At 63.5% G+C, this 20,128-nt stretch carries 18 protein-coding genes, 1 other RNA gene and 1 pseudogene; 7 read left to right on the plus strand and 13 right to left on the minus strand.

What is annotated here, in order from left to right; translation table 11 throughout:
- Window positions 1-27: 27 nt before the first annotated feature.
- The 7 genes from gspI to C100_RS39810 all read right to left on the minus strand — a co-directional run bounded on the left by gspI (window position 28) and on the right by C100_RS39810 (window position 7,256).
- On the minus strand, window positions 28-390 hold the full coding sequence (gspI, locus tag C100_RS39785) for a type II secretion system minor pseudopilin GspI (RefSeq protein WP_024020704.1): 363 nt from the start codon (window positions 388-390) through the stop codon (window positions 28-30).
- The gene (locus tag C100_RS0124955) at window positions 383-832 is read right to left on the minus strand and encodes a GspH/FimT family pseudopilin (RefSeq protein WP_152536490.1); all 450 of its coding nucleotides are present in this window, start codon (window positions 830-832) and stop codon (window positions 383-385) included. Before C100_RS0124955 ends, gspI begins: the two co-directional genes overlap by 8 nt.
- Before the next feature lie 61 nt (window positions 833-893).
- Window positions 894-1,442, minus strand: coding sequence for a type II secretion system major pseudopilin GspG (gene gspG, locus C100_RS39790; protein ID WP_024020706.1), 549 nt, complete (start codon window positions 1,440-1,442; stop codon window positions 894-896).
- 10 nt (window positions 1,443-1,452) lie between these two features.
- Window positions 1,453-2,670 (minus strand): type II secretion system inner membrane protein GspF, encoded by a 1,218-nt coding sequence (gspF, locus tag C100_RS39795; RefSeq protein WP_024020707.1) that lies wholly within the window; start codon window positions 2,668-2,670, stop codon window positions 1,453-1,455.
- Window positions 2,663-4,204, minus strand: a complete 1,542-nt coding sequence (gspE, locus tag C100_RS39800; RefSeq protein WP_024020708.1) for a type II secretion system ATPase GspE — start codon at window positions 4,202-4,204, stop codon at window positions 2,663-2,665. Before gspE ends, gspF begins: the two co-directional genes overlap by 8 nt.
- The gene (gene gspD, locus C100_RS39805; protein ID WP_024020709.1) at window positions 4,201-6,411 is read right to left on the minus strand and encodes a type II secretion system secretin GspD; all 2,211 of its coding nucleotides are present in this window, start codon (window positions 6,409-6,411) and stop codon (window positions 4,201-4,203) included. Before gspD ends, gspE begins: the two co-directional genes overlap by 4 nt.
- The gene (locus C100_RS39810) at window positions 6,408-7,256 is read right to left on the minus strand and encodes a type II secretion system protein N (protein ID WP_024020710.1); all 849 of its coding nucleotides are present in this window, start codon (window positions 7,254-7,256) and stop codon (window positions 6,408-6,410) included. The genes gspD and C100_RS39810 overlap by 4 nt, the downstream gene beginning before the upstream one ends.
- Before the next feature lie 164 nt (window positions 7,257-7,420).
- On the opposite strand from C100_RS39810, the gene C100_RS39815 reads away from it, so the two are divergent.
- Window positions 7,421-8,080, plus strand: a complete 660-nt coding sequence (locus C100_RS39815) for a prolyl hydroxylase family protein (RefSeq protein WP_024020711.1) — start codon at window positions 7,421-7,423, stop codon at window positions 8,078-8,080.
- Window positions 8,081-8,083: 3 nt separating this feature from the next.
- On the opposite strand, the gene C100_RS39820 is transcribed toward C100_RS39815, so the two are convergent.
- The 6 genes from C100_RS39820 to C100_RS39840 all read right to left on the minus strand — a co-directional run bounded on the left by C100_RS39820 (window position 8,084) and on the right by C100_RS39840 (window position 15,943).
- Window positions 8,084-9,511: a CYTH and CHAD domain-containing protein gene (locus C100_RS39820; protein ID WP_024020712.1), complete on the minus strand. Its 1,428-nt coding sequence runs from the start codon at window positions 9,509-9,511 to the stop codon at window positions 8,084-8,086.
- 149 nt (window positions 9,512-9,660) lie between these two features.
- Window positions 9,661-12,354, minus strand: coding sequence for a TonB-dependent receptor domain-containing protein (locus C100_RS39825; RefSeq protein ID WP_024020713.1), 2,694 nt, complete (start codon window positions 12,352-12,354; stop codon window positions 9,661-9,663).
- An 89-nt stretch (window positions 12,355-12,443) separates the two neighbouring features.
- On the minus strand, window positions 12,444-14,045 hold the full coding sequence (locus C100_RS39830) for a hypothetical protein (protein WP_024020714.1): 1,602 nt from the start codon (window positions 14,043-14,045) through the stop codon (window positions 12,444-12,446).
- A gap of 337 nt (window positions 14,046-14,382) precedes the next feature.
- Window positions 14,383-14,766 carry a hypothetical protein gene (locus C100_RS39835; protein WP_024020715.1) on the minus strand — a complete coding sequence of 128 codons (384 nt, stop codon included), beginning with the start codon at window positions 14,764-14,766 and terminating at the stop codon, window positions 14,383-14,385.
- Between the two features lie 289 nt (window positions 14,767-15,055).
- Window positions 15,056-15,413: a transfer-messenger RNA gene (ssrA, locus tag C100_RS47945) on the minus strand.
- Between the two features lie 17 nt (window positions 15,414-15,430).
- Window positions 15,431-15,943 carry a hemerythrin domain-containing protein gene (locus C100_RS39840; protein ID WP_024020716.1) on the minus strand — a complete coding sequence of 171 codons (513 nt, stop codon included), beginning with the start codon at window positions 15,941-15,943 and terminating at the stop codon, window positions 15,431-15,433.
- Window positions 15,944-16,162: 219 nt separating this feature from the next.
- Here C100_RS39840 and C100_RS39845 point away from each other — a divergent pair, with 219 nt between their 5' ends.
- The 6 genes and pseudogenes from C100_RS39845 to C100_RS0124960 form a co-directional block, all read left to right on the plus strand.
- Window positions 16,163-16,921 (plus strand): NRDE family protein, encoded by a 759-nt coding sequence (locus tag C100_RS39845; protein ID WP_024020717.1) that lies wholly within the window; start codon window positions 16,163-16,165, stop codon window positions 16,919-16,921.
- Between the two features lie 72 nt (window positions 16,922-16,993).
- Complete coding sequence (locus C100_RS39850; RefSeq protein WP_024020718.1) at window positions 16,994-17,584, plus strand: anthranilate synthase component II; 591 nt, start codon at window positions 16,994-16,996, stop codon at window positions 17,582-17,584.
- Between the two features lie 52 nt (window positions 17,585-17,636).
- A complete protein-coding gene (gene trpD / locus C100_RS39855; RefSeq protein WP_024020719.1) occupies window positions 17,637-18,629 on the plus strand; it encodes an anthranilate phosphoribosyltransferase in 993 nt (330 codons plus the stop codon).
- A complete protein-coding gene (gene trpC, locus C100_RS39860; protein ID WP_024020720.1) occupies window positions 18,626-19,417 on the plus strand; it encodes an indole-3-glycerol phosphate synthase TrpC in 792 nt (263 codons plus the stop codon). Before trpD ends, trpC begins: the two co-directional genes overlap by 4 nt.
- Window positions 19,414-19,887 carry a cyclic pyranopterin monophosphate synthase MoaC gene (gene moaC, locus C100_RS39865; protein WP_024020721.1) on the plus strand — a complete coding sequence of 158 codons (474 nt, stop codon included), beginning with the start codon at window positions 19,414-19,416 and terminating at the stop codon, window positions 19,885-19,887. Before trpC ends, moaC begins: the two co-directional genes overlap by 4 nt.
- Window positions 19,884-20,128, plus strand: a pseudogene (locus C100_RS0124960) (molybdopterin molybdenumtransferase MoeA); the annotation flags it as partial. The gene moaC and the pseudogene C100_RS0124960, both read left to right, overlap by 4 nt.

Genomic DNA, 20,128 nt, shown 5'->3' on the forward strand with positions numbered 1-20,128 from the left:
TTGCTTGTTGTCGATGCACGCGCGCGGTCATTCCACCACCCGCACGAAACTGAGCACCACGGGCGACGCACTCGGCTGCCCCTCGACGGTCAGATCGACCTGGAGCAGACGCCGGTCATCGGTCGGCTTGACTATCCGGGTCCAGTGCCAGCGCCGCCCGCCATTTTCGATATTGCCATCATCCTGGCCAACCGAAGGTGGGATCGGATCGGTCTGCACCTCGACCATCAGGTTGCGTGCGACAATCTGACCCAGCGCCTTGCTGTCGAGGTCCGCGGCGGTGCGCAGGGTCACGCCCTGCAAGCGCACCAGCGCCAGCGCGGCGAGGCTGAAGACCGCCAGCGCAACCAGCATTTCGAGCAGCGTGAATCCAGCCTCGCGCCTAGCCACCGACCATCACCTTTCCCGCCATGTCGATGGTCACGGACACCCGCTCACCCTCGCGCGCCAGAGTCACGACGAGGGGATCGGTCGGCAAGCCCGTGCCATCGAAGCCGATCTGCAACCGCCCGTCCTTGCCGACCTGGGCTCGGGTGCCGGCTTTCCAGTTGGTGGTGACGAACGGCCTTTCCTCGATCGGGCTCCATTGCCCGCCCTCGCGACGCTGGAAACCATAGCCGGACGCCGAGACCCACAGCCCGACGGGGCGAGCGGTGACGACCGCTTCGTCGCGCGCGGCGGCCACGCGCGCGGCGAAGCGGTCGGCATCCTCTATCACCCGGCCCCTGGGGTCAGGGATGGCGAGCACGACGGCAGCCGAAATGAAGCCGATGATCGTCAGCACGACCATCAGTTCCAACAGCGTGAAGCCCTGTTGGGCGGAACGCGACACGGACGTGAAGCCCTGTTGGGCGGAACGCCGTGAGGGCTTCGTAAATCGTGCCTGCGCGCGATCAGAGATCGCTGGACGTGATGTCGGCATTCTCATTCTCGCCGCCCGGCTGGCCATCGGCGCCCAGCGAGCTGATATCAAACGCGCCCTTGCGGCCCGGCACGGTGTAGAGATAGGCACGGCCCCACGGGTCGTTCGGCAGCTTCTTGATATAGCCGCCCCGGCGGTAGCGCTGTGGTTGCGCCAGCGACGCGGGTGGGTTCAGCAGCGCCTGCAAGCCGTCGCTGGAGGACGGATAGGTCAGGTTGTCCAGCCGATATTGTTCAAGCGCCTGTTCGATGGTCGAAATGTCGGCCTTCGCCTTTTCCACGCGGGCGGTGTCGGTGGCGGGGATGACGTTGATCGCCACGATCGTCGCCAACAGGCCGATGATGACGATGACGACCATCAGTTCAACCAGGGTGAAGCCCTGTTCGGCGGCCCGACGCGCCTGCTTTTCATCGCCTGCGCGCGGGCGGGGGTCCAGTTCCCGCACAGCGGCAGCCGGGGCTTGATCGGGCAACGGTTCCGCGCTTTCGCGGGCATGGCGGAGGGACAGGATCTTACGCATATAGACTCCTTCAAGCCCCGGTGAGGCTTTGCAGCTGCAGGATCGGCAGCAGAATGGACAGGATGATGACGGCGACGATGCCGCCCATCAATATGATGATGATCGGTTCCAGCATGGCAAGTGCGGTCGAGGTGAAACTGTCAAACTCCCGCTCCAGATAGTCGGCGGCGCGTTCCAGCATCGTGTCGAGCCGACCCGCACTTTCGCCGCTGGCCGCCAGATAGACCAGCAGCGGCGGGAAAACACCGGCACGGCGCAGCGCGGCAGAGAGACTGCCGCCACCGCGAATGGCCTCGACAATCTCATCCGATGCCTTGCGCAGCACGCGGTTGTGAACCGTGCTGGCGGTCAGCGTCAAACCCTCCATCAGCGGCAGGCGACTCGCCACCATGGTCGAAAGCGTGCGCGCCATCCGCGCAGCGTGCAAGTCGCGGATCAGCCGGCCGAGCACTGGCAGGCCCAATAGTATCGCGTCGAAGCGATAGCGGAAGCTTTCCACTTTGAGCGCGCGCCAGAAGCCGAAAGCCGAAAGCGCGATCAGGATCAGCAACAGCCACCAATAGCCTGCAAGGAACGCCGAGACCGCCATCACCAGTCGCGTCAGCAAGGGCAGTTCCTGCCCCACCGTATCGAACTGCTCCACCACCTTGGGCACCACGAAGATCATCAACGCGGCGACGACGCACACGGCAAAGGTCGCGAGCACCGAGGGATAGGCGATCGCGGTCAGCACCTTGGACCGGATCACAGCCTGGCGTTCCATCAGGTCCGACAGCCGCTCCATGATGGTCGGAAGGCTGCCGGAACTTTCACCGGCCGAGATCATCGCGCGGTAGAGCGGCGGGAAGCTTTTGGGTTCAGCGCCTAGCGCGTCGGCCAGGCGTCGGCCTTCCAGCACGCCGCCATGCACCTTGCCTACGATCGCGCGGACATGATCCTGCTCGCTCTGCCGCCCGATGGTGCGCAGCGATTCCTCCAGCGGACTGACTTGCGTCAGCGTCGCGAGTTGCCGGGTGAAAAGCGTCAGTTCCTTGGGACTGAGGCGCGGGCTGCGCAGCGCCATGCCCGACCGCTTGCGCGTGGCCTTGCCCGCGCCGGCCTCCAACTGCACGATAAACAGCTTGCGCGCGTCCAATTTGGCGCGCGCATCCTCGACCGTATCGGCCTTGACCTTGCCCGATCGTTCGCGGCCGGCCGGATCGATCGCCACATAGTCGAAATCAGCCATCGGCAATGGTTTCCGCCTCTATCGCATCCCTACGCGACACGCGAATGGCTTCCTCCGCCGTGGTCTGGCCATCGCGCACCAGCGCGCGAGCCGCCGATCCCAGGTTGGGCGCGTTCAGGAAGGCATGGCGCGCGATCAGCGATTCGTCGCCGCCATCATTGATGAGGCGACGGATGGTGTCATCCACGCGGATCGCTTCGAACACGCCGATCCGGCCTTTATAGCCGGTGCCGCTACATTCGTCGCAGCCGCGCGCGCGATAGATGATGGTGCCGGGGTCAAAGCCCAGCAGCGCGCTGGCCGATTTGTCGGCCTGGACCGGTTCGCGGCAATGTTGGCAAAGGCGGCGAACGAGGCGCTGGGCAATCACCGCGCGCAAGGTCGATGCGAGCAGGAACGGCTCCACCCGCATATCGCGCATACGGGTGATCGCGCCGACCGCATCATTGGTGTGGACAGTGGAGAGCACGAGATGGCCCGTCAGCGACGCCTGCACGGCGATCTCCGCCGTTTCGCGGTCACGGATTTCGCCGACCATCACTACATCGGGATCCTGACGCAGGATGGCGCGCAGCCCAGCGGCGAAGGTCAGGCCGACTTTGGCGTTCACCTGGGTCTGACCCACGCCCTCGATCGCATATTCGACCGGATCTTCGACGGTCAGGATATTTCGACTGCCGTCGTTCAACTGGCGCAGGCCCGCATAGAGCGTGGTCGTCTTGCCCGAGCCGGTCGGGCCAGTAACCAGGATGATCCCGTTGGGTTCGGACAGCCCTTCACGGAAAATGCGGTCAGGCGCGCCCGTCATGCCCAGCAGATCAAGGTTCATGCCCGCATTCTCCTTGTCGAGAATACGCAGCACCACCCGCTCGCCCGCCCGACTGGGCAAGGTCGAAACGCGCACGTCCAGCAATTTGCCGCCCAGGGTCAGGCCGATGCGCCCATCCTGCGGCACGCGCCGTTCGGCAATATCGAGCCGCGCCATGACCTTGATGCGGCTGACCACCACCGGTGCGACGTGCGGCGGCATCCGCAGCGTCTCACGCAGGACGCCGTCCACGCGCATGCGTACGACCAGCCCCGTTTCATAGGGTTCGATGTGGATGTCCGACACGCCCTGCCGCGCGGCTTCGGCGATGATGCCGTTGATCAGGCGAATGGCGGGCGCGTCGTCCGCGCTGTCGAGCAAATCGTCGGCGGTCGGAATATCGGCGGCCAATATGTCCAGTTCGTCCGCGCCGACCTCCAGCGATCCCGCCATCGCGGCGGCGCTGCCCTCCATCGCATAATGGTTGGACAGATGCTTGTCGAACTGGGCCGGTTCGACGAAGCGGACATCGAAACTGCGCGCCAGATGTCGCCGGACCTCCAGCAGGACGCGGGGGTCGCTGCCTTCGCGCACCGCGATGATCAGCCTTTCTCCCTCCTGCGGCAGCAGCACGACGCCATGTTTGCGCGCAAATACGTAGGGAATATCGATGGGGCGCGATGGGACGACCGGCGAAATGACGTCGCCCATATCCGTTTCGCTCATCGCTGCTCTCCACTGGCGGGGATTTCGACCGGGCGCACCACGCCGCTCGACTGGCGCATCGTGGGTTCGATCAGTTCGGGCGAGACCGATCCCTGCGGTTCCACCATCATGTCGCCGGGCTGCGCCGGAGCAATCGGCGGGGCAGCGCCCATGTAATCGCGCACCAGTTCATCGATGGTCGGTTCGGAGTCGGGATTACGCCGCAATTGCATTCCGCGAACATAGCCATAGCGCTGCTGGGTCAGCTTCTGCGCATCTTCCTTCGACCGCAAAATGGTCGGACGAATGAAGACCATCAGGTTGGTCTTGGTCCGGCTCCTGCTGCGCGACTTGAACAGTTCGCCGATGCCCGGAATGTCGGACAGAAGCGGAATGCGCTCGATCGTCTTGCGCTCATTATCATCGAGCAGGCCGCCAAGCGCCAGAATTTCGCCATCATCGACCGTCACGGTCGTTTCAATCTCCCGCTTGTTGATGATGAGGTCGCTGTTGCTGTTGCTGACCGGCCCGGCAACGCTCGACACTTCCTGCCGCAGGAACAGTTTGATGGCGCCACCGGTGTTGATCTGCGGCTTCACCTCAAGCTTGATGCCGACATCCTGCCGCTGGACGGTGCGGAACTGGTTGTCGAAATTCTGGCTGAGCGCTTCGCCGGTGGTCACCGGCACCTGCTGACCGACCAGGATCGAGGCCTTCTGATTATCCAGCGTCATGACCGATGGCGTGGAGAGCAGGTTGCTTTCCGTGTCGGACTTCACCGCGTTGATGATCGCGCCGAAAATGCCGTTGTTGCCGATGCTGCCGCCCAGCGCGCCGATCGCGCCGGTTGCGCTTTGCAGGCTGCTCACCGCCGCCTGCTGGAGCGTGCTGGCCAGGTCGGTGTTGGTCTGCGTCTCGGTCGTGGTCGTGGAACCATCGGCCGCCACCACCGTCGTCTTGGTCGTGCCAAGCTGGTTGGCGCCATAGGCCCCTGCCAGGGTCAGCAGATTGGGCGAAGCGTTGGAATAGTTGGTCGCGGCAAAGCCGGTCTTGGTGCTGCCGATCAGGAACTGCACGCCCAGCTTCTTGGCGGCCGCATCGCTGATCTCGACGATGATCGCTTCGACCAGCACCTGTTCGCGGCGGGTATCGATCTGGCGGATCGTTTCACCCAGCATCCGCTGCACGTCGCTATTGGCTGCAACGATGATCGCGTTGGCGCCTTCATAGCGGGTCACGATCGCCGGGCCACGCGTATTGATACCAGCGCCCGAAGAGGATGAGGAGGATGCCGCAGCCACGGGCGCGGCGGCCTGCGCGGCAGGCGCTCCGCCCTGCCCACCCGATGCCGGGGTCGAGGATGTGACAGGTTCGTTAGTGGATTGTCCCACCAGCTGTTGCAACACCGGCAGCAGTTTTTCGGCATCGGCATGTTCCAGCCAGTAGACGCGGATTTCCGTGCCGCTCGCCGCCTGCCGGTCCAACTCGCGCGCCATGTTCGCGAGGCGCGCGACGGTGCCGGCATCGCCCCGGATAGCCACCGAATTGCTGCTGTCGATCGGCACCACTGTCGCGGCGGAGGGAGCGGCATTTTCGCCGCCGCCGCTCGACACCAGCGCCTGGAGCGACGTCGCGATCTCGCGCGCGCCGGCATTTTTGAGCGCCACCATCTGGGTCGCCGCCGTGTCGCGATCGATTCGGGCGATCACCTGGCGAATTCGCGAAACATTATCGGCATAGTCGGCCACGACCACGCTGTTGCCGGCCCGATTGGCGGTGACGGAGCCTTCCTTGCTGACCAGCGGGCGCAGCGTTTCCAGCGCGCTTGCCGCATCGATCGAACGCAGGCGGAACACTTCGGTCACGAAGCTGTTGCGATTGGCGGCGCGGCCGACGCCGCTCGGTTGCCCGGCCGCGCCATCGACTGGCTGGATGCGGTAGGCGCCGCCTGGCGCGGGCACCGCGACCAGGCCGTTGGCGCGAAGGGTCGAGAGGAAAATCTCGAAATATTCGGACCGTGACAGGGGCCGGTCGGTCACGACCGACACCTTCCCCTGCACCTTGTTGTCGATGATGAAAGTGCGTCCCGTGACCCGCGCCGCATCCTGTATGAAAGCGCGAATGTCGGCGTCGCGGACGTTGAGCGTCTGTTGGGCCTGGACGGGACTGGCGATCGGCGCCGCGAGCGCGAGGGCCATGGCGGCGGAAAGGAGCAATTTGCGGGTCATTGGCCTTGCACTATAAGGTTGACCGAGGCGACGGCGGCGCCGCGCTCGACGGTCAGGGAAAGGCGCGCACCGGGCGCGATCTGGTTCTGGATGCTTTGAAGATCGCCGACCGGCTGGCCGTTGATCTGGGTCACTATGTCGCCGGGCCGGAAGCCTGCATTGGCAAAGCCAGGCCCTTTGGCCGCGACCACTAGGCCGGTAACCCGACCATCCTGCATCCGGGGCGCAAAACCGATATCGCGCTTCAGCAGGTCGGCGGTCAGCCCCGTCCCCGGAGCCGGCTGGGACGACGGCGGCGGCGCAGCGCTGTTCCAGCCGTCATTTGCGGCCGGCGGGGCGTCCTCGGCCGCCGGGGTCGACTGGTCGAGGAAGGCCTGCTCCTCCACCCCACCCCGGTCGATCGTCACATGATCGAAGGCGACGGCTTTCAGGACGACGCCTGGCAGGATTTCATCGCCCACAGCAAAACTATTCTGTATGCCGTCCGGGGTCGCGATGATCGCCGATCCCAAGCCCGACCCTTCATTCAGGCGGATGCCATAGACCGTCAACGCCAGCGAGGTGACGACGCCGCCGCCTTGTTGCGGTGCATTTGCGCGGAAGAAAGGATCGAAGCTGGCGAACAGCGCCTGACGGGCGGATGGCGACAGTATCTGCGCTTGCCGCCCCTCCCATGGGCCAAAACTGCCGAGCGGGGTCACGATCGCCCAGACAAGCCGGACCAGCATCAGGGCGAGGAGAACCAACAACCCCTTCTCGAACAGTCCCAGCCAGTTGAATGCACGCAGCGCCGGACGCTGCGCGCGCCGCCAACTGTCCACCCTGTCGCTAAACGGCACCCGCATGTGTTGAACACGCCCCCCTATTTCGACAGCCTGCTAGGGAGGCGATCTTACTCCTGAATGACAATTATATGTCAATAATATGACATGCTTGCATGGTGTGCATTTCTGCGGCTGAAAGACGCGAATTGCGACGTCTTAGCCGCATCTTCATACGAGGATATGTGATGACCGTTCAGACCGCCGACCGTGCCGCGCCCGCTGGAACCGATGCCGATCCTGCCTGGATCGCGGCGCATCCCCGCGTTCAGCGCGTGCCGAGCAAGGAATTGACCCTTTTCATCCGGCGCAACTTCCTTTCGACTGAGGAATGCGTGCGCGTGATCGAGCGAATCGATGCGGAGCGGCGCCCTTCCACCATTGCCGACGATAATGGCGACGGCTATTTCCGCACCAGCGAAACCTGCGACCTTGATCATAGCGACCCGTTTGTGGCGGCGCTCAACGCGCGGCTCGATGCGTTCGCTGGCATCGCGACGATCCATGGCGAGCCCATTCAGGGGCAGCGCTATGCTGTAGGCCAGGAATTCAAGGCCCATACGGACTATTTCGACCCAAAAGGCGCCGACTATGCCCATTATTGTTCGGTCGCGGGCAATCGCACCTGGACGCTGATGATCTATCTCAACGAACCGGCCGCCGGGGGCGCCACCCGATTCACGAAAATCGGCAAAACAGTCCAGCCCGAAACCGGCAAACTGCTCGCCTGGAACAACCGGATCGCACCCGGCGAACCCAATCCCGCCAGCCTCCACCATGGGATGAAGGTCCGCAGCGGGGTGAAGCACGTCATCACCAAATGGTATCGGGAACGCCCCTGGGGTTGATCGTCAGCGCCAGAAGGGATGGGCTTCCGCGAGCCGATCATGTGCTTTCTCGGCCTTTTTAAGCAGATATTTTGCGGATCGGAGACCGAGCGGCGTGTCCGCCGCCAGGTCATAGCGCGCGAACAACACCGGTGCCGTAGCCAGATCGTTCAGATCGCCGAGTTCATCCTGAAGACCCTTCAATGCACCAACATAAGTGCGACGCGCCCGTTCATGCTTTTTATCGCGGTATAATCCCACAAAGAATTCAGCGCCATAACGCAGTTTTTTCGCATCTTTTCGAACCTTATGGCGCGCCTCGGGCGAGAGCGTCTTCATCTTCCGGCCATGGTTGACGACGCGCTTGTGCAGCCGCTGCAAACGCGCGCCGGCGAAATCCGCGATCGGGGTGTCCGCGCCACCGCAACCGGCGCCCAATGCCAGCCACTCGGCAAGGTCGAGCAACAGCGCGCGGACCCGCGCCGAGTTGATCCACTCGATCACCCGCGCGTGACTTTGCTCCCGCGCGTCGGCCAATGTCTCGCGGGCGGCGGCATCCGCCAGCCGTCCGTTCAGCACATCCAGATCGCGCGCCTCGCCCAACATGCCGGCCAGCCAGCGCAGTTCCTGCTGGAAACGCGCGACATCGCTTTCCAGCAGGAAGGGGCGGAACAACGTCAGTGCGCTCCGCAGGCGCCGGATGGCGACCCGCGCCTGATGCAGCGCGCGCTCCTCATAATGATGCAGCAGCAGCGCCTCGTTGCGTCGATAATGACGCAGGCAAGCGCTCGCTATCCGCACAAAGGCGTCCCCGATGGGCATGGACGGATCAAGTGCGATCGGTTCGGTCTTCACCGCGTTTTTCATCGACTCGCGCAAAAGATAGCCGCGTTCCGATTTACTCAGAACGCCAGGCCGTACCGGCATTGCCCCATCGATGCGGCGGGCAATCGCAAATAGCGCGGCGGGCGGGCCGGAGATCAATTCCAGTTCCACTTCACACAAGGGCGCTTCACGTTCGCCTGCGCGCACGGCGCCGCGATCCAGCGCGACTTCAACCTGCGCCTCGCCTTCCTTCAACACCCATCGCATCCGCTCGACATCCGTCTCGAACAGCGGTTCGATCTGGGCTGCTGCCTCGCCAAGTGCTTGCGCTATGGGTGTTTTGCTATCGAGCACGGGGGTCAGCGACCGGACCGGCCGTTCCCATTCCTGTCGCGCGAACAGTCCGCCCCCCGCTGATCCCTCGCCCTTCACGGTCTGAATGCGGCGTCGGCCCGACTGGCGGATGCGCAAGCTCAGCCCCTTGTCCGCCAATTGTCCGTCGGGCGTGTCAAAATATATGGCGCGCAGACGTGCGACATCCTCTCTGTCGGGCAGTGCATCCCATCGCGCAAAACGTCCCGCCGCTTCTTCCGACAGGTCGAGCTTCAGTTCGATCTCGCGTCCCATGCTCTCTCCGTTGACGTTCGAGCGAGGCCCGATTGTGTAGCATGACGCGCGGTTATTGAATATCGTTCCAGAATCAGAACGGCCGGCCCACGAAAATGGGCCGGCCGCGCTGGTGAAAGACCTTTGAGAAAGCCTTTATTCCCGGTCGATCAGAACGCCACGGTCAGCGACGCCGCGATGGTCGTGCCGATCTTGTAGCGGTTATAAAAGACCTTGTTGCCGCCGTCTTCCTGGAATTCCTGATATTTGCGACCCGCGATGTTGCGGGCTTCAAACTTCAGTTCGCTGTTGATCCCGCCCGGCAGGGTGATGCCCTGACGCGCAACGAAGTCCAGCGTCAGGCCCGGCTTTTCCTTGATGTCGGGCTGAAGGTTAGGACCGCGGCTGGTGACGCGAGGGCTGGCATAGCTGAGCAGCAGTGTCTGCTGCGACAGCTTGTCCGTGTCCTCCAGACCGATCTGGAGATTGACCAGATGATCGGACTGACCCGTAAGCGGCGCGCCGTCCATGAAATAGTCCGACGCGGCCGGCAGGTCGCCGGTCGTGTAGGTGTATGGAATGGTCGTGTCGCCCTCGCTCACCTTCAGTTCCGACTGGGTGTAGGTATAGTTGCCGATCAGCACGACGCGGCGGCTCTGGAAGAAAGCCGAGTCCATCCCGTCGAGCGGGATATATTTCTGCGCTTCCACTTCGAAACCATAGAGCGTTGCTTCGGGCGCGTTGGCGAAGCTGGTCGTCACCGCATAGGTGTCGGTGATGGTGGTGTAGGTTTCGATCGGATTGTCGATCTTCTTGTAGAAGGCCGACGCCGTCAGCCGCTCGTCACGACCCATATAATATTCGGCGCGGACTTCCGCATTCCACAGTTCGCTGTCCTTCAGGAACGGGTTGCCGCGATAGAAGCGGTTAGACTCGGTGTCGATGAAGGGCTGCGCGATCAGTTCGCGGAACTGCGGACGGGCGAGCGTCTTTGAACCCGATGCACGGAACTGGAGCCCGCCACCTGCGTCGAAAGTCAGCGTAACGGCCGGCAACCAGTAGTCATTCTTGATCTGCTGGAATGGCGTTTCACCGGTGGAATAGACATCCACGCCCGTCACCGACTGGTTGCCGCTTTCATAGCGAACGCCGGCATCGATGCTGAGACCGGGGAACAGTTCCGCCTTCACTTGGCCATAGCCGGCATGAACGCGCAACGCGGCGTCATAGACCGGATAATTGCCTGAAAAGTCGAGCAGGCCCAGATCGTAAAGCTGGATGGTGGCGTCCGACAGCAGATAGTCGGGACGCAACTGCTGCACCGCGATCGGCAGGTTGGTCGCATCGAAATGCAGTTCGTAACGCGACGAGGTTCGCTTCGTGTCGGTATAGGCATAGCCGGCCGTCACGACGAAGTTGGGCGCAACCTTGTAGCTCAGGTCCGCCCCGCCCGACCACAGATCCTCATTAAGGTCGCTGAAAGTCACCGAAGCGTCGCCGCGCTGGCGGTTCAGCGCATTGACGAAGCGATCGCCGACCGGGTCGATGTCGAGGTCGCGATTGCTGCGGACATAGACGAACTCGCGCTCATAAGGCGCTTCGCGTTGCGAATTGGCGTAACCGCCGCGCAGGTCGAGGCTCAGCGCGTCATCGAACTTGAATTCGCCGACGAACTGGGTGTCTATCAGCTGCCGCTCATACCAGGCGGTCTGCTGCGTCATATAATCCGCACCCTGGATCTGGCCGTCATTCTGGCCGACCGCCAGCGATGCGCGCTTGAGCGTGTCGCGGATGTAGAGGTTGGTCCAGCGCAGCTTCTGTTCGCCCCACTCCAGGCCGAAACCGAGCAGGCCGTTCACGGTCACCTGATTGTCGGTGATAACCTGATCGGAACTCTTGCCCGCGCCTTCCGACACGGTGAGCGATGCCTGCTGAAGGTTGTCGCGCGTGCGCCACTTGTTGCTGTATCCGGCGGTGGCGATGATGCCCAGGCGCGCATCACTGCCGACATCGAACGCGGTGCCGGCGTTGAGCGAACCGGAGAAGTTGAACGGCAGGCTGTTGGTGCGCTGAAGCACCGACGTCTTGCTGTTCAGAAACTGCATCATGATCGCCTGCTGATCGGAACGATCGATATTGGCGAAGGGCACGCCCGCACCGAACGCATTTTTAAGCAGCGGCGGAACGTCGCGCGAACTGTCGTCGAAGCCGGTCCAGTCCGACTTGCTACCATAATAGGTATAGCCCAGTTGCCCGGACGTTTCAGTATTGGCCGAGCTGCCCACGCCGATTTCCAGATAGGATTCGGTCGGAATGGCCTTGGTCGTGAGGTTGATCACGCCGCCACCGAATTCACCGGGGAAGTTAGCGGAAAAGCTCTTCTGAACCAGAGTCGAGGCGATGACGCTCGTCGGGAAGATATCGAGGGGAACCACGCGCTTGAGCGGCTCGGGGCTGGGCAGCGGCGAACCGTTGAGCAACGCCAGCGAATAGCGGTCGCCAAGGCCACGAACGTAAACATAGCCGCCCGACACAACCGACAGGCCGGTCACGCGTTGCAGCGAGCCGGCGATGTCGCCTTCGCCCGTGCGCTTGATGTCGGCCGCGGACAAGACGTTCACGACCTGCGGCGCCGCCTTGGAGATATTGCTGTTGCGGCGGCCGGTAACGACGATGTCGGAACCGGGGATGGAAACATCGACATCGCCCGATTGATCAGCCGCTTCATCGGCGGCACTGGGCGTGGTCGACATGCCGGCATCACCGGCGGGCGCGGAAGAGGTGTCTGTCTGCGCCATCGCCACAGGAGCGACCAGCGCGGTGGAAATCAGGAGCAGGCGCGCCAAGGTCAGCGGCTTCGACATGCTAGGGGTCCCCCTTGGGATGATTCTGAGCAAGAAGGCGGGGAAGCGTCGGTTAACGCTCCCCCGCCCCTATTGAGGTCAGGTGCCTATCAGGCGGTCGGAATGGCCGTGCAGTTGCCGCTCGTGCTGCCGAAGCTGGCGGTCACCGAGTTGCAGGTCCAGCCGGCATACCAGGTGTCGCTGCTGTCCTTCACCGCGCCGATATAAGCAGTGGTGGTGAAGGCGCTGTCGATGGTCTTGGGATCGACGGCGGTCACGCCCGTTTCGGTCGCGCCGTTGATGAACAGGCTGGTCAGCGACGGGGTATAGCTGATGGTGCTGTTGGCGCCCGCTTCGAAGATCGACTTGACGGTCGCGACATCGACGCCGCCCGTGCCCTTGAACGGTTCGCTGTTGCACTGCATCACGACTGAGATGTAGCGCGGCTTGCCGGCATCCTGAAGTGTCGTGTCGGCGTCGCGAACGGTCGCGGCGCTGTTGATGCGCAGGCAGCTCTGGTTGGGGCTGACGATGATGCCGTTGACCAGCGCCAGGTCGGCGCCGCCGCGCAGCAGCATCGACGCACCGTCGTCACCGGTGTTCGAACGCTGGATGTGGGTGAAGTTGGCAACCTTCAGATACTGGCGGGGCAGCGCGTCTTCGCTGGCGTTGCTGTTAGTCGCGGAACCGTTCGAGTCGGTCTCGAGGAAGGTGTCGCCGATATTGTTGCCTTCGCGCTGCACCGAAATGACGAACTGCGCGGTACCGCGGAAGCCGACGTCGGTGTCGAGATTGTCGTCTTCGTTGCCGGTGAATACCAGATACTTATAGTTGACCGAGCCACCGAAGGTTTCGATGCCGTCGTCCGAACTGTTATGAACCTGGATATGGTCGATGACGGTGCCGGTGCCGACGCCCGACGGGGTCAGGCCCTGCAGTTCCTTGCCGTCGGCGAGCACGAAGCCCGAATAACGGATCTGGACATAGCTCATCTTACCCGAGCTGTCGGCGTCGTTGGCACCACCATAGAGGGCATTGCTCGTGCCTTCGGTGTCGCGTTCGCAAGCGGTAGTGCCTGGCGCAGCGGCCGGCGCCTGGCAGTCGGTGATTTTGGCACGGCCGAGCAGCACGATGCCGCCCCACTGACCCGACGACTGGTCGGTTGCGGCGCCGGTGACATTTTCACGGCTGGTGAAGATGATCGGCGCGGAAGCCGAACCGACGGCATTGATTTTGTTACCGCGGTTGACGGCAAGGTAAGCATTACCTGTGCTGGCGAACACGACCACGCCCGGATCGATATTCAGCGTGACATCGGTGTTGGTGCTCGCAGCGCCCTGGTCGGTGCCGACATCGACGCGGCCGGGCAGCGAATAGATCACGCCGGCAGCCTTGGCGATCGCAGTCGTCGCGGTGAAGCGCGTCGGGAAAGCGCAATTGAGCCAGGTGTTGGTGCCGTCTGTGATGGTGCCGATCTCATTCAACTGATTGGGGCCAGCGATGGCCGGGCACTCGTCAGCCGGGGTGACCGCTGTGGGAGTCGGCGTCGGCGTGGGAGTCGGCGTCGGAGTAGGCGTGGGGGTCGGCGTCGGCGTCGGGATGACGATCGTGCCTTCGCCCGGCGAAGCGATGTCGTCCGCGCCGCAGGCGCTCAGCCCGACACAGGCGCAGCTCGCCATCAGGATCGTGTGGATACGGTTAATCTTGGCCATGTCATCTCCGCTCCGGCTTTGCCGGCGTTGTTGAACTGCGGAGCGCAGGGGAAATTCGAATCGGACAACGCCCCCTGTCGCCCTCTTCCGGGGCAACTAGGGGTCAGAAATGACAGGCTCATTCCGATTTCATGACAACAGAGCGTCTATTATATGTATATTTTATGACTTATGTTTCATATCAAAGACATCGGCCGTCGAGCGCACGGAAAAGGGCGTCACCCCTATGAGATGACGCCCCTCCTTCTCCCCTGCACACATGGCAGCATTTGCTTCCGAAGCCCGTAAAATTTGATGGCATGGCGTCAAGGCTGCCCAGGCCCATCAGCATAATGTCCTAGCGTGAAGCGTAACTCGGGCTGAGGCGGCTCATGGCCCGTCGCGCTACAGCACGGGACGATTCCTCATTGCCATTCGCCAGGACCAGCGTCATTTCCGGGGCGAAACGTGCGGAACGATATGCTTCGCGCGCCTGCATCATGCGACCCGCGCCGGCATAGGCATTGCCAAGATTGATGAGGCGGGCCGGGTCATTGGCCCCATCCGGCCACATCGGCTCCAGCCGATCCAGAGCAGCAGCGAACTGGCCGGACATCAAAGCCTTGGCGGCGAGATTGCCATCAGGCACACCCAGGACCACGACATCTTCAGGCGCCGCCTGAGCGATGCCCGGCACCATGGCCACCAGCGCCAGACTCATAAGGGCAGCGACCTTTTTCATTATTTTTCTCCTAAAAAAAACCTTCTAATATAACCAGAAGTATTTCATTTAGATGACAAATGCGCAAGCCTTGAAGAAGCCTTGCGCCACCATTTTCTTTATATGTTTTTCAATGAGTTAGAGATATTACGCGATTATGTCATAAAAACGCAACCTAATGCGTTCGCTGTTTATCGCACTGAGTCGAATCGCGAAAAATCCGCAGCACACGCCGTTTGACGGCCGCATGGATGACGATACAGGATGGAAAGTCCGGAGGCTTCTGTTGCCCGGCGCCTCCGGGGGCCGCTGAATTCCCTTCTGTTGCCCGGTGGGTTCAACCGCGCTATTTTAGAGTAACGTCAGGCCGTGAGGCCCTCAGTTACGCTGCAATGGCGAGTGCTTCGTTATCGTTGGCACTTATGAGTTTTGAACAGTTTCACGGCTTACTCGGGCCGGGTAAAAATATCGCCTTTGAACACACGTCGATCCTAGTTCGGCCCCGTCAGACACCCCGTCCAGCCTTGTGACCCGGAACGAGGCATGTGGTGGAACCGCCGGGTACTGCCCCCGGGTCCGCTGCGTCTATTACGCGACACAATTTATCACCATAGCCGGGCGAACCCGGCATCCGTCATATGGCCCCAAGCGACAGGTTTTTCAAGCCATTCGCTGGAGGGCCGCGTCAGGCCGCGATCAGGTTGACCGCGCTGGGCTTCGCCGCAGGAAGGCCGCCCGCCTTTGCCTGCGCCATCAGTTCGGTCTTGCGCGCGAGCATCTGGTCCCGCAGCGCCACCAGGTCGACATCGGTCTTGCGGCATTGAGCGAACATGCCCTTGGACGGCATCTCCTCTTCATGGACATGATGCTTGATTTCTTCCGACAACACGGTGACCTTTGCGTCGTAGAAATCATCCTCCGGCGACCCGGCTTCAATGTCGTTGACCAGCACCTTGGCGCCGTCATGCTCCACATAGGCTTCGTCGAGCGTGTCGTCCTCGATCTTGCCGCGGAAGGCCGGATAGAAGATTTCCTCCTCGATCATCGTGTGGATCTTCAGTTCCATGCAGATTTTCTGGGCGATGTCCCGCTTGCGCGCTGATCCGCTCGCCTGCTCGAACTTCTCGAACAGATCCTCGACCGTCCGATGATCTGCCTTCAGCAACGCGATCGCATCGGTATATTCGTCCTTCGCCATATCATCCTCCTCTGCCACAGGGCGAGAAAGGAAGCCGCGACATCGGCCTTGGTTCCCTGTCGGCCTCCACCTGCGCGCCGAGTTGATGTCGGTTCGTCATGGCAGGCAATGGCTGCGGGGAAAAAGGCAGCGAGATCGGGCGTGGCATATGGCGCTCAATCCTCCGCATTCCTATCTGCGAGCGCCAACGCAGCGGGGCCGAAGAAGGAGGCATGAACGATGTGCATCATGGCGATGGCGTGGAACGCGCATCCGCGCTGGCAATTGGTGCTGATCGGCAATCGCGACGAATATCATGGCCGGCCCGCCACCCCGCTGGCGCGGTGGCAGGACCGGCCCGGCCTGATCGCTGGGCGCGATCTGCAATCAGGCGGCACTTGGCTTGGTGTGGCGGAAGCCGGACGCGCCGCCATCGTCACCAATTTGCGCGGCTATGGCGGCCCTCGGTCCGATCGCACCTCCCGCGGCGCGCTGGTGACGGATCTGCTGGCGGGCACGGGCCGCTATGCCGATGGCGCCGACCTTGACGATTTCAACCCGTTCAACCTGATCCTGGTCGAACGCGATGCAGCCCGTTTCATGACCAACCGCCCAGAGCCCTTCCGCACCGCCTTGACGCCGGGCCTCTACGGCCTGTCCAACGGGGCGCTGGATGCCCCCTGGCCCAAAACGCTCGCGCTCAAGGCCGACCTGCTCGCCTGGCTGACGGGGGCGGCGGAGCATCCGGAGCAATTGTTCGACGCCCTAAGGCAGGAACAATTGCCCGAGGCCGGCATCACTCCGGCTTCGCCCTCCGATGCCCCGGACGAAGCGGCCGCGTCGCCCATATTCATTCGTAATCCGCTTTATGGCACCCGGTGCAGCAGCATCATCGCCATCGACCGCGATGGGCGGGGGAGCATCGCCGAGCGCCGCTTCGATGCGGCGGGCGAATCGGTCGGGACAAGTATCGAGCTTTTCCGCTGGGAACCCGCGTGACGAATCGGGAGGCAGTCGACGTTCGCCCTCCCCACTTCCCCCCGCGCCAATCCGGCGCTAAAGCCCTGTCCCATGATCCTGGTCATCGACAATTATGACAGCTTCACCTGGAACCTCGTCCATTATCTGATGGAACTGGGCGCGCAGGTGGAGGTCGTCCGCAACGACGCCATTTCAGCCGGGCAGGCGCTGTCCAGCGGGGCCAAGGCCTTCCTGCTTTCGCCCGGCCCCTGCACGCCCAACGAAGCCGGGGTCAGCCTGGACCTCGTGGCCGCTTGCGCCGATGCGGGCGCGCCGCTGCTGGGGGTGTGTCTGGGGCATCAGGCGATCGGTCAGCATTTCGGCGGCAAGGTGGTGCGTGGGGGATTGATGCACGGCAAGACCTCGCCAGTCACCCATGACGGCACCGGCTTGTTTTCAGGCCTGCCCTTGCCCTTCACAGCGACTCGCTATCATTCGCTGATCGTGGAGGATATTCCCGACAGCCTGCTGGTCAACGCCCGCAGCGAGGACGGATCCGTCATGGGCTTTCGCCACGCGACGCTGCCGATCCATTCGGTCCAGTTCCACCCGGAAAGCATTGCCACCGACCATGGCCATGACATGCTGGCGAACTTCCTGCGTATCGCCGGCCTGCCGGTCCACGCGCGCGCGGCCGCCTGAAAGCCATTCGCCCCCTCGACTCCCCGGCCTTCCACCGCCTAAGGCAGGCGCGATGACCAGCTTGCCCGATCCTTCGATCCCGCTTTCCCGCGAAGCCGCCGCTCAGGCGTTCGACCTGCTGTTCGACGCCGACCTGCCGGAAAGCGCCATCGCCGCCTTCCTGGTCACCATGGCACGGCGTGGCGAGACCGCGACGGAAATCGCCGCAGCCGCCCGCGCCATGCGCGCCCGGATGATCCCGGTCGCCGCGCCAGCGGGTGCAATCGACGTCTGCGGCACCGGGGGCGATGGCCATCATACGCTCAATGTCTCGACCGCTGTCAGCCTGGTCGTGGCGGCCGCCGGCGTTCCGGTCGCCAAACATGGCAACCGCGCCGCATCGTCCAAGGCTGGCGCCGCCGATACGCTCGAAGCGCTGGGCCTGAACCTCGACCGCGCCGCCGCGACCGCCGAAGCGACGCTCGCCGACCTTGGCATCTGCTTCCTCTTCGCGCAAAATTATCATCCTGCGCTCAAGCGCCTTGGCCCGATCCGCAAGGCGATCGGCGAACGCACCATTTTCAACCTGATGGGACCGCTCGCCAATCCCGCCAATGTCCGGCGGCAGCTGGTCGGCATCGCCCGACCCGCCTATGTCCCCATCTATGCCGAGGCGCTGGCGGAACTGGGCGTCGACCGGGCGATGATCGTATCGGGCGACGAAGGACTGGACGAACTGTCCCTCGCTGGCGGCAATGATCTGGCCGAAGTGAAAGACCATGATCTGGTCGCGATGCATCGCCTGACCGCCGCCGAACTCGGCCTCTCGACCCGGCCGGTCGCGGCGATCCGCGGCGGGGACGCCGCCCATAATGCCGCCGCCCTGCGCGCGCTGCTGCAAGGGGAGCCGGGCGCCTATCGCGATGCGGTGCTGCTGAACGCCGCCGTCGCGCTGGTCGTGGCCGACGCTGCCGCCGACCTGCGCGAAGGGGTGGAGGAAGCGGCCGAGACCATCGACCGCGGCCTTGCCAACGCCCTTCTGAATTGCTGGATTGCCTTTCAATGACCAACAAGCTGATCGAGATATGCGATTATAAGCGTGAGGATGTCGCGCGCCGCAAGGCTGCGACCTCCGTCGCCGCGCTCCATGCCCGCGCCAGCGAGCAGACGCCGCCGCGCGGTTTCCGCAAGGCGCTGGACGCCGCCGCGCTGTCGGGTTTCGGCCTGATCGCCGAGGTGAAGAAGGCGAGCCCGTCCAAGGGCCTGATCCGCGCCGACTTCGATCCGCCGGCCCATGCCCGCGCTTATGCCGCAGGCGGCGCGGCCTGCCTGTCGGTCCTGACAGACGAACCTTATTTCCAGGGCCATGACGATTATCTGAAGGCCGCCCGGTCGGCGTGCGCCCTGCCGGTGCTGCGCAAGGATTTCCTCGTCGACCCCTGGCAGGTGCTGGAAAGCCGCGCGCTTGGCGCCGACGCGATTCTCATCATCGTCGCCGCGCTGGATGACGGCCAGATGCAGGAGATTGAGGATGCCGCGCTCGGCCTGGGCATGGACGCCCTGATCGAGGTGCATGACGAAGCGGAACTGGACCGCGCACTCGCGCTGCGCTCCCGCCTGATCGGGGTGAATAATCGCGACCTGCGCGACTTCAGCGTCGATTTCGCCCGCACCTATGATCTCGTGGGCAAAGCGCCGGAAGGCTGCACCTTCGTCGCCGAAAGCGGCCTCACCGGCCATACCGACCTTGTTGCAATGGCCGACCATGGCGTGCGCTGCTTCCTGGTCGGCGAAACGCTGATGCGCCAAGGCGATGTCGAAGCGGCCACCCGCAATCTGCTGACCGGGGCATGACCGGCCTCACCCATCTGGACAAGGATGGCGCGGCGCGCATGGTCGATGTGTCGGCCAAGTCCGTCACTGCGCGCGAGGCCGTCGCCGCCGGTCGCATCGGCATGAGCGCCGAGGCCGCCAGCGCGATCGCCGCCGGCCTCGTCAAGAAGGGCGATGTGCTCGCCGTTGCGCGGGTCGCGGGCATCATGGCGGCCAAGCGCACCGCCGACCTCATCCCGCTTTGCCACCCGATCACGCTCAGCGCCGTCACCGTCGATTTCGACCTGCATGACGACGGCGTCAGCGTCACCGCCACCGCCCGGACCTCCGGCCAGACTGGGGTGGAAATGGAGGCGCTGACTGCTGCGACAGTTGCGCTGCTGACCGTCTATGACATGGCCAAGGCGCTCGACAAGGCCATGGTCATCGGCGACGTCCGCCTGATCGCCAAGAGCGGCGGCAAGTCGGGCGACTGGGTTCGCACGCCATGACCCTGCTCCCGGTCGCCGAGGCGCAGGCTCGCCTGTTCGCTCTGGCCAACCGCTTGCCGACCGAGACCGTCCCGGTCGCTCAAGCGGTCGGGCGCTGGCTGGCGCGCGATCTGGTCGCGCTGCGCGACCAACCCTGGACTGACCTGTCGGCGATGGACGGCTATGCCGTGCGCGCGGCCGAATATCCCGGCCCTTGGCGCGTGAGCAGCGAAAGCGCGGCGGGAACCGGCGCCTTGCCGCC

The sequence above is a fragment of the Sphingobium sp. C100 genome, from assembly GCF_000508185.1.
Lineage (GTDB): Bacteria > Pseudomonadota > Alphaproteobacteria > Sphingomonadales > Sphingomonadaceae > Sphingobium.

What these genes read in the sequence shown, in the direction of transcription:
- gspF (WP_024020707.1), bottom strand. Translation starts at nt 2,670, where the DNA reads ATGGCTGATTTCGACTATGTGGCGATCGATCCGGCCGGCCGCGAACGA.
- moaC (WP_024020721.1), top strand. Translation starts at nt 19,414, where the DNA reads ATGACCGGCCTCACCCATCTGGACAAGGATGGCGCGGCGCGCATGGTC.
- gspE (WP_024020708.1), bottom strand. Translation starts at nt 4,204, where the DNA reads ATGAGCGAAACGGATATGGGCGACGTCATTTCGCCGGTCGTCCCATCG.
- C100_RS39825 (WP_024020713.1), bottom strand. Translation starts at nt 12,354, where the DNA reads ATGTCGAAGCCGCTGACCTTGGCGCGCCTGCTCCTGATTTCCACCGCG.
- C100_RS39840 (WP_024020716.1), bottom strand. Translation starts at nt 15,943, where the DNA reads ATGGCGAAGGACGAATATACCGATGCGATCGCGTTGCTGAAGGCAGAT.
- trpD (WP_024020719.1), top strand. Translation starts at nt 17,637, where the DNA reads ATGACCAGCTTGCCCGATCCTTCGATCCCGCTTTCCCGCGAAGCCGCC.
- gspD (WP_024020709.1), bottom strand. Translation starts at nt 6,411, where the DNA reads ATGACCCGCAAATTGCTCCTTTCCGCCGCCATGGCCCTCGCGCTCGCG.
- gspG (WP_024020706.1), bottom strand. Translation starts at nt 1,442, where the DNA reads ATGCGTAAGATCCTGTCCCTCCGCCATGCCCGCGAAAGCGCGGAACCG.
- C100_RS39835 (WP_024020715.1), bottom strand. Translation starts at nt 14,766, where the DNA reads ATGAAAAAGGTCGCTGCCCTTATGAGTCTGGCGCTGGTGGCCATGGTG.
- trpC (WP_024020720.1), top strand. Translation starts at nt 18,626, where the DNA reads ATGACCAACAAGCTGATCGAGATATGCGATTATAAGCGTGAGGATGTC.
- C100_RS39820 (WP_024020712.1), bottom strand. Translation starts at nt 9,511, where the DNA reads ATGGGACGCGAGATCGAACTGAAGCTCGACCTGTCGGAAGAAGCGGCG.
- C100_RS39810 (WP_024020710.1), bottom strand. Translation starts at nt 7,256, where the DNA reads ATGCGGGTGCCGTTTAGCGACAGGGTGGACAGTTGGCGGCGCGCGCAG.
- C100_RS39815 (WP_024020711.1), top strand. Translation starts at nt 7,421, where the DNA reads ATGACCGTTCAGACCGCCGACCGTGCCGCGCCCGCTGGAACCGATGCC.
- C100_RS39845 (WP_024020717.1), top strand. Translation starts at nt 16,163, where the DNA reads ATGTGCATCATGGCGATGGCGTGGAACGCGCATCCGCGCTGGCAATTG.
- C100_RS39830 (WP_024020714.1), bottom strand. Translation starts at nt 14,045, where the DNA reads ATGGCCAAGATTAACCGTATCCACACGATCCTGATGGCGAGCTGCGCC.
- C100_RS39850 (WP_024020718.1), top strand. Translation starts at nt 16,994, where the DNA reads ATGATCCTGGTCATCGACAATTATGACAGCTTCACCTGGAACCTCGTC.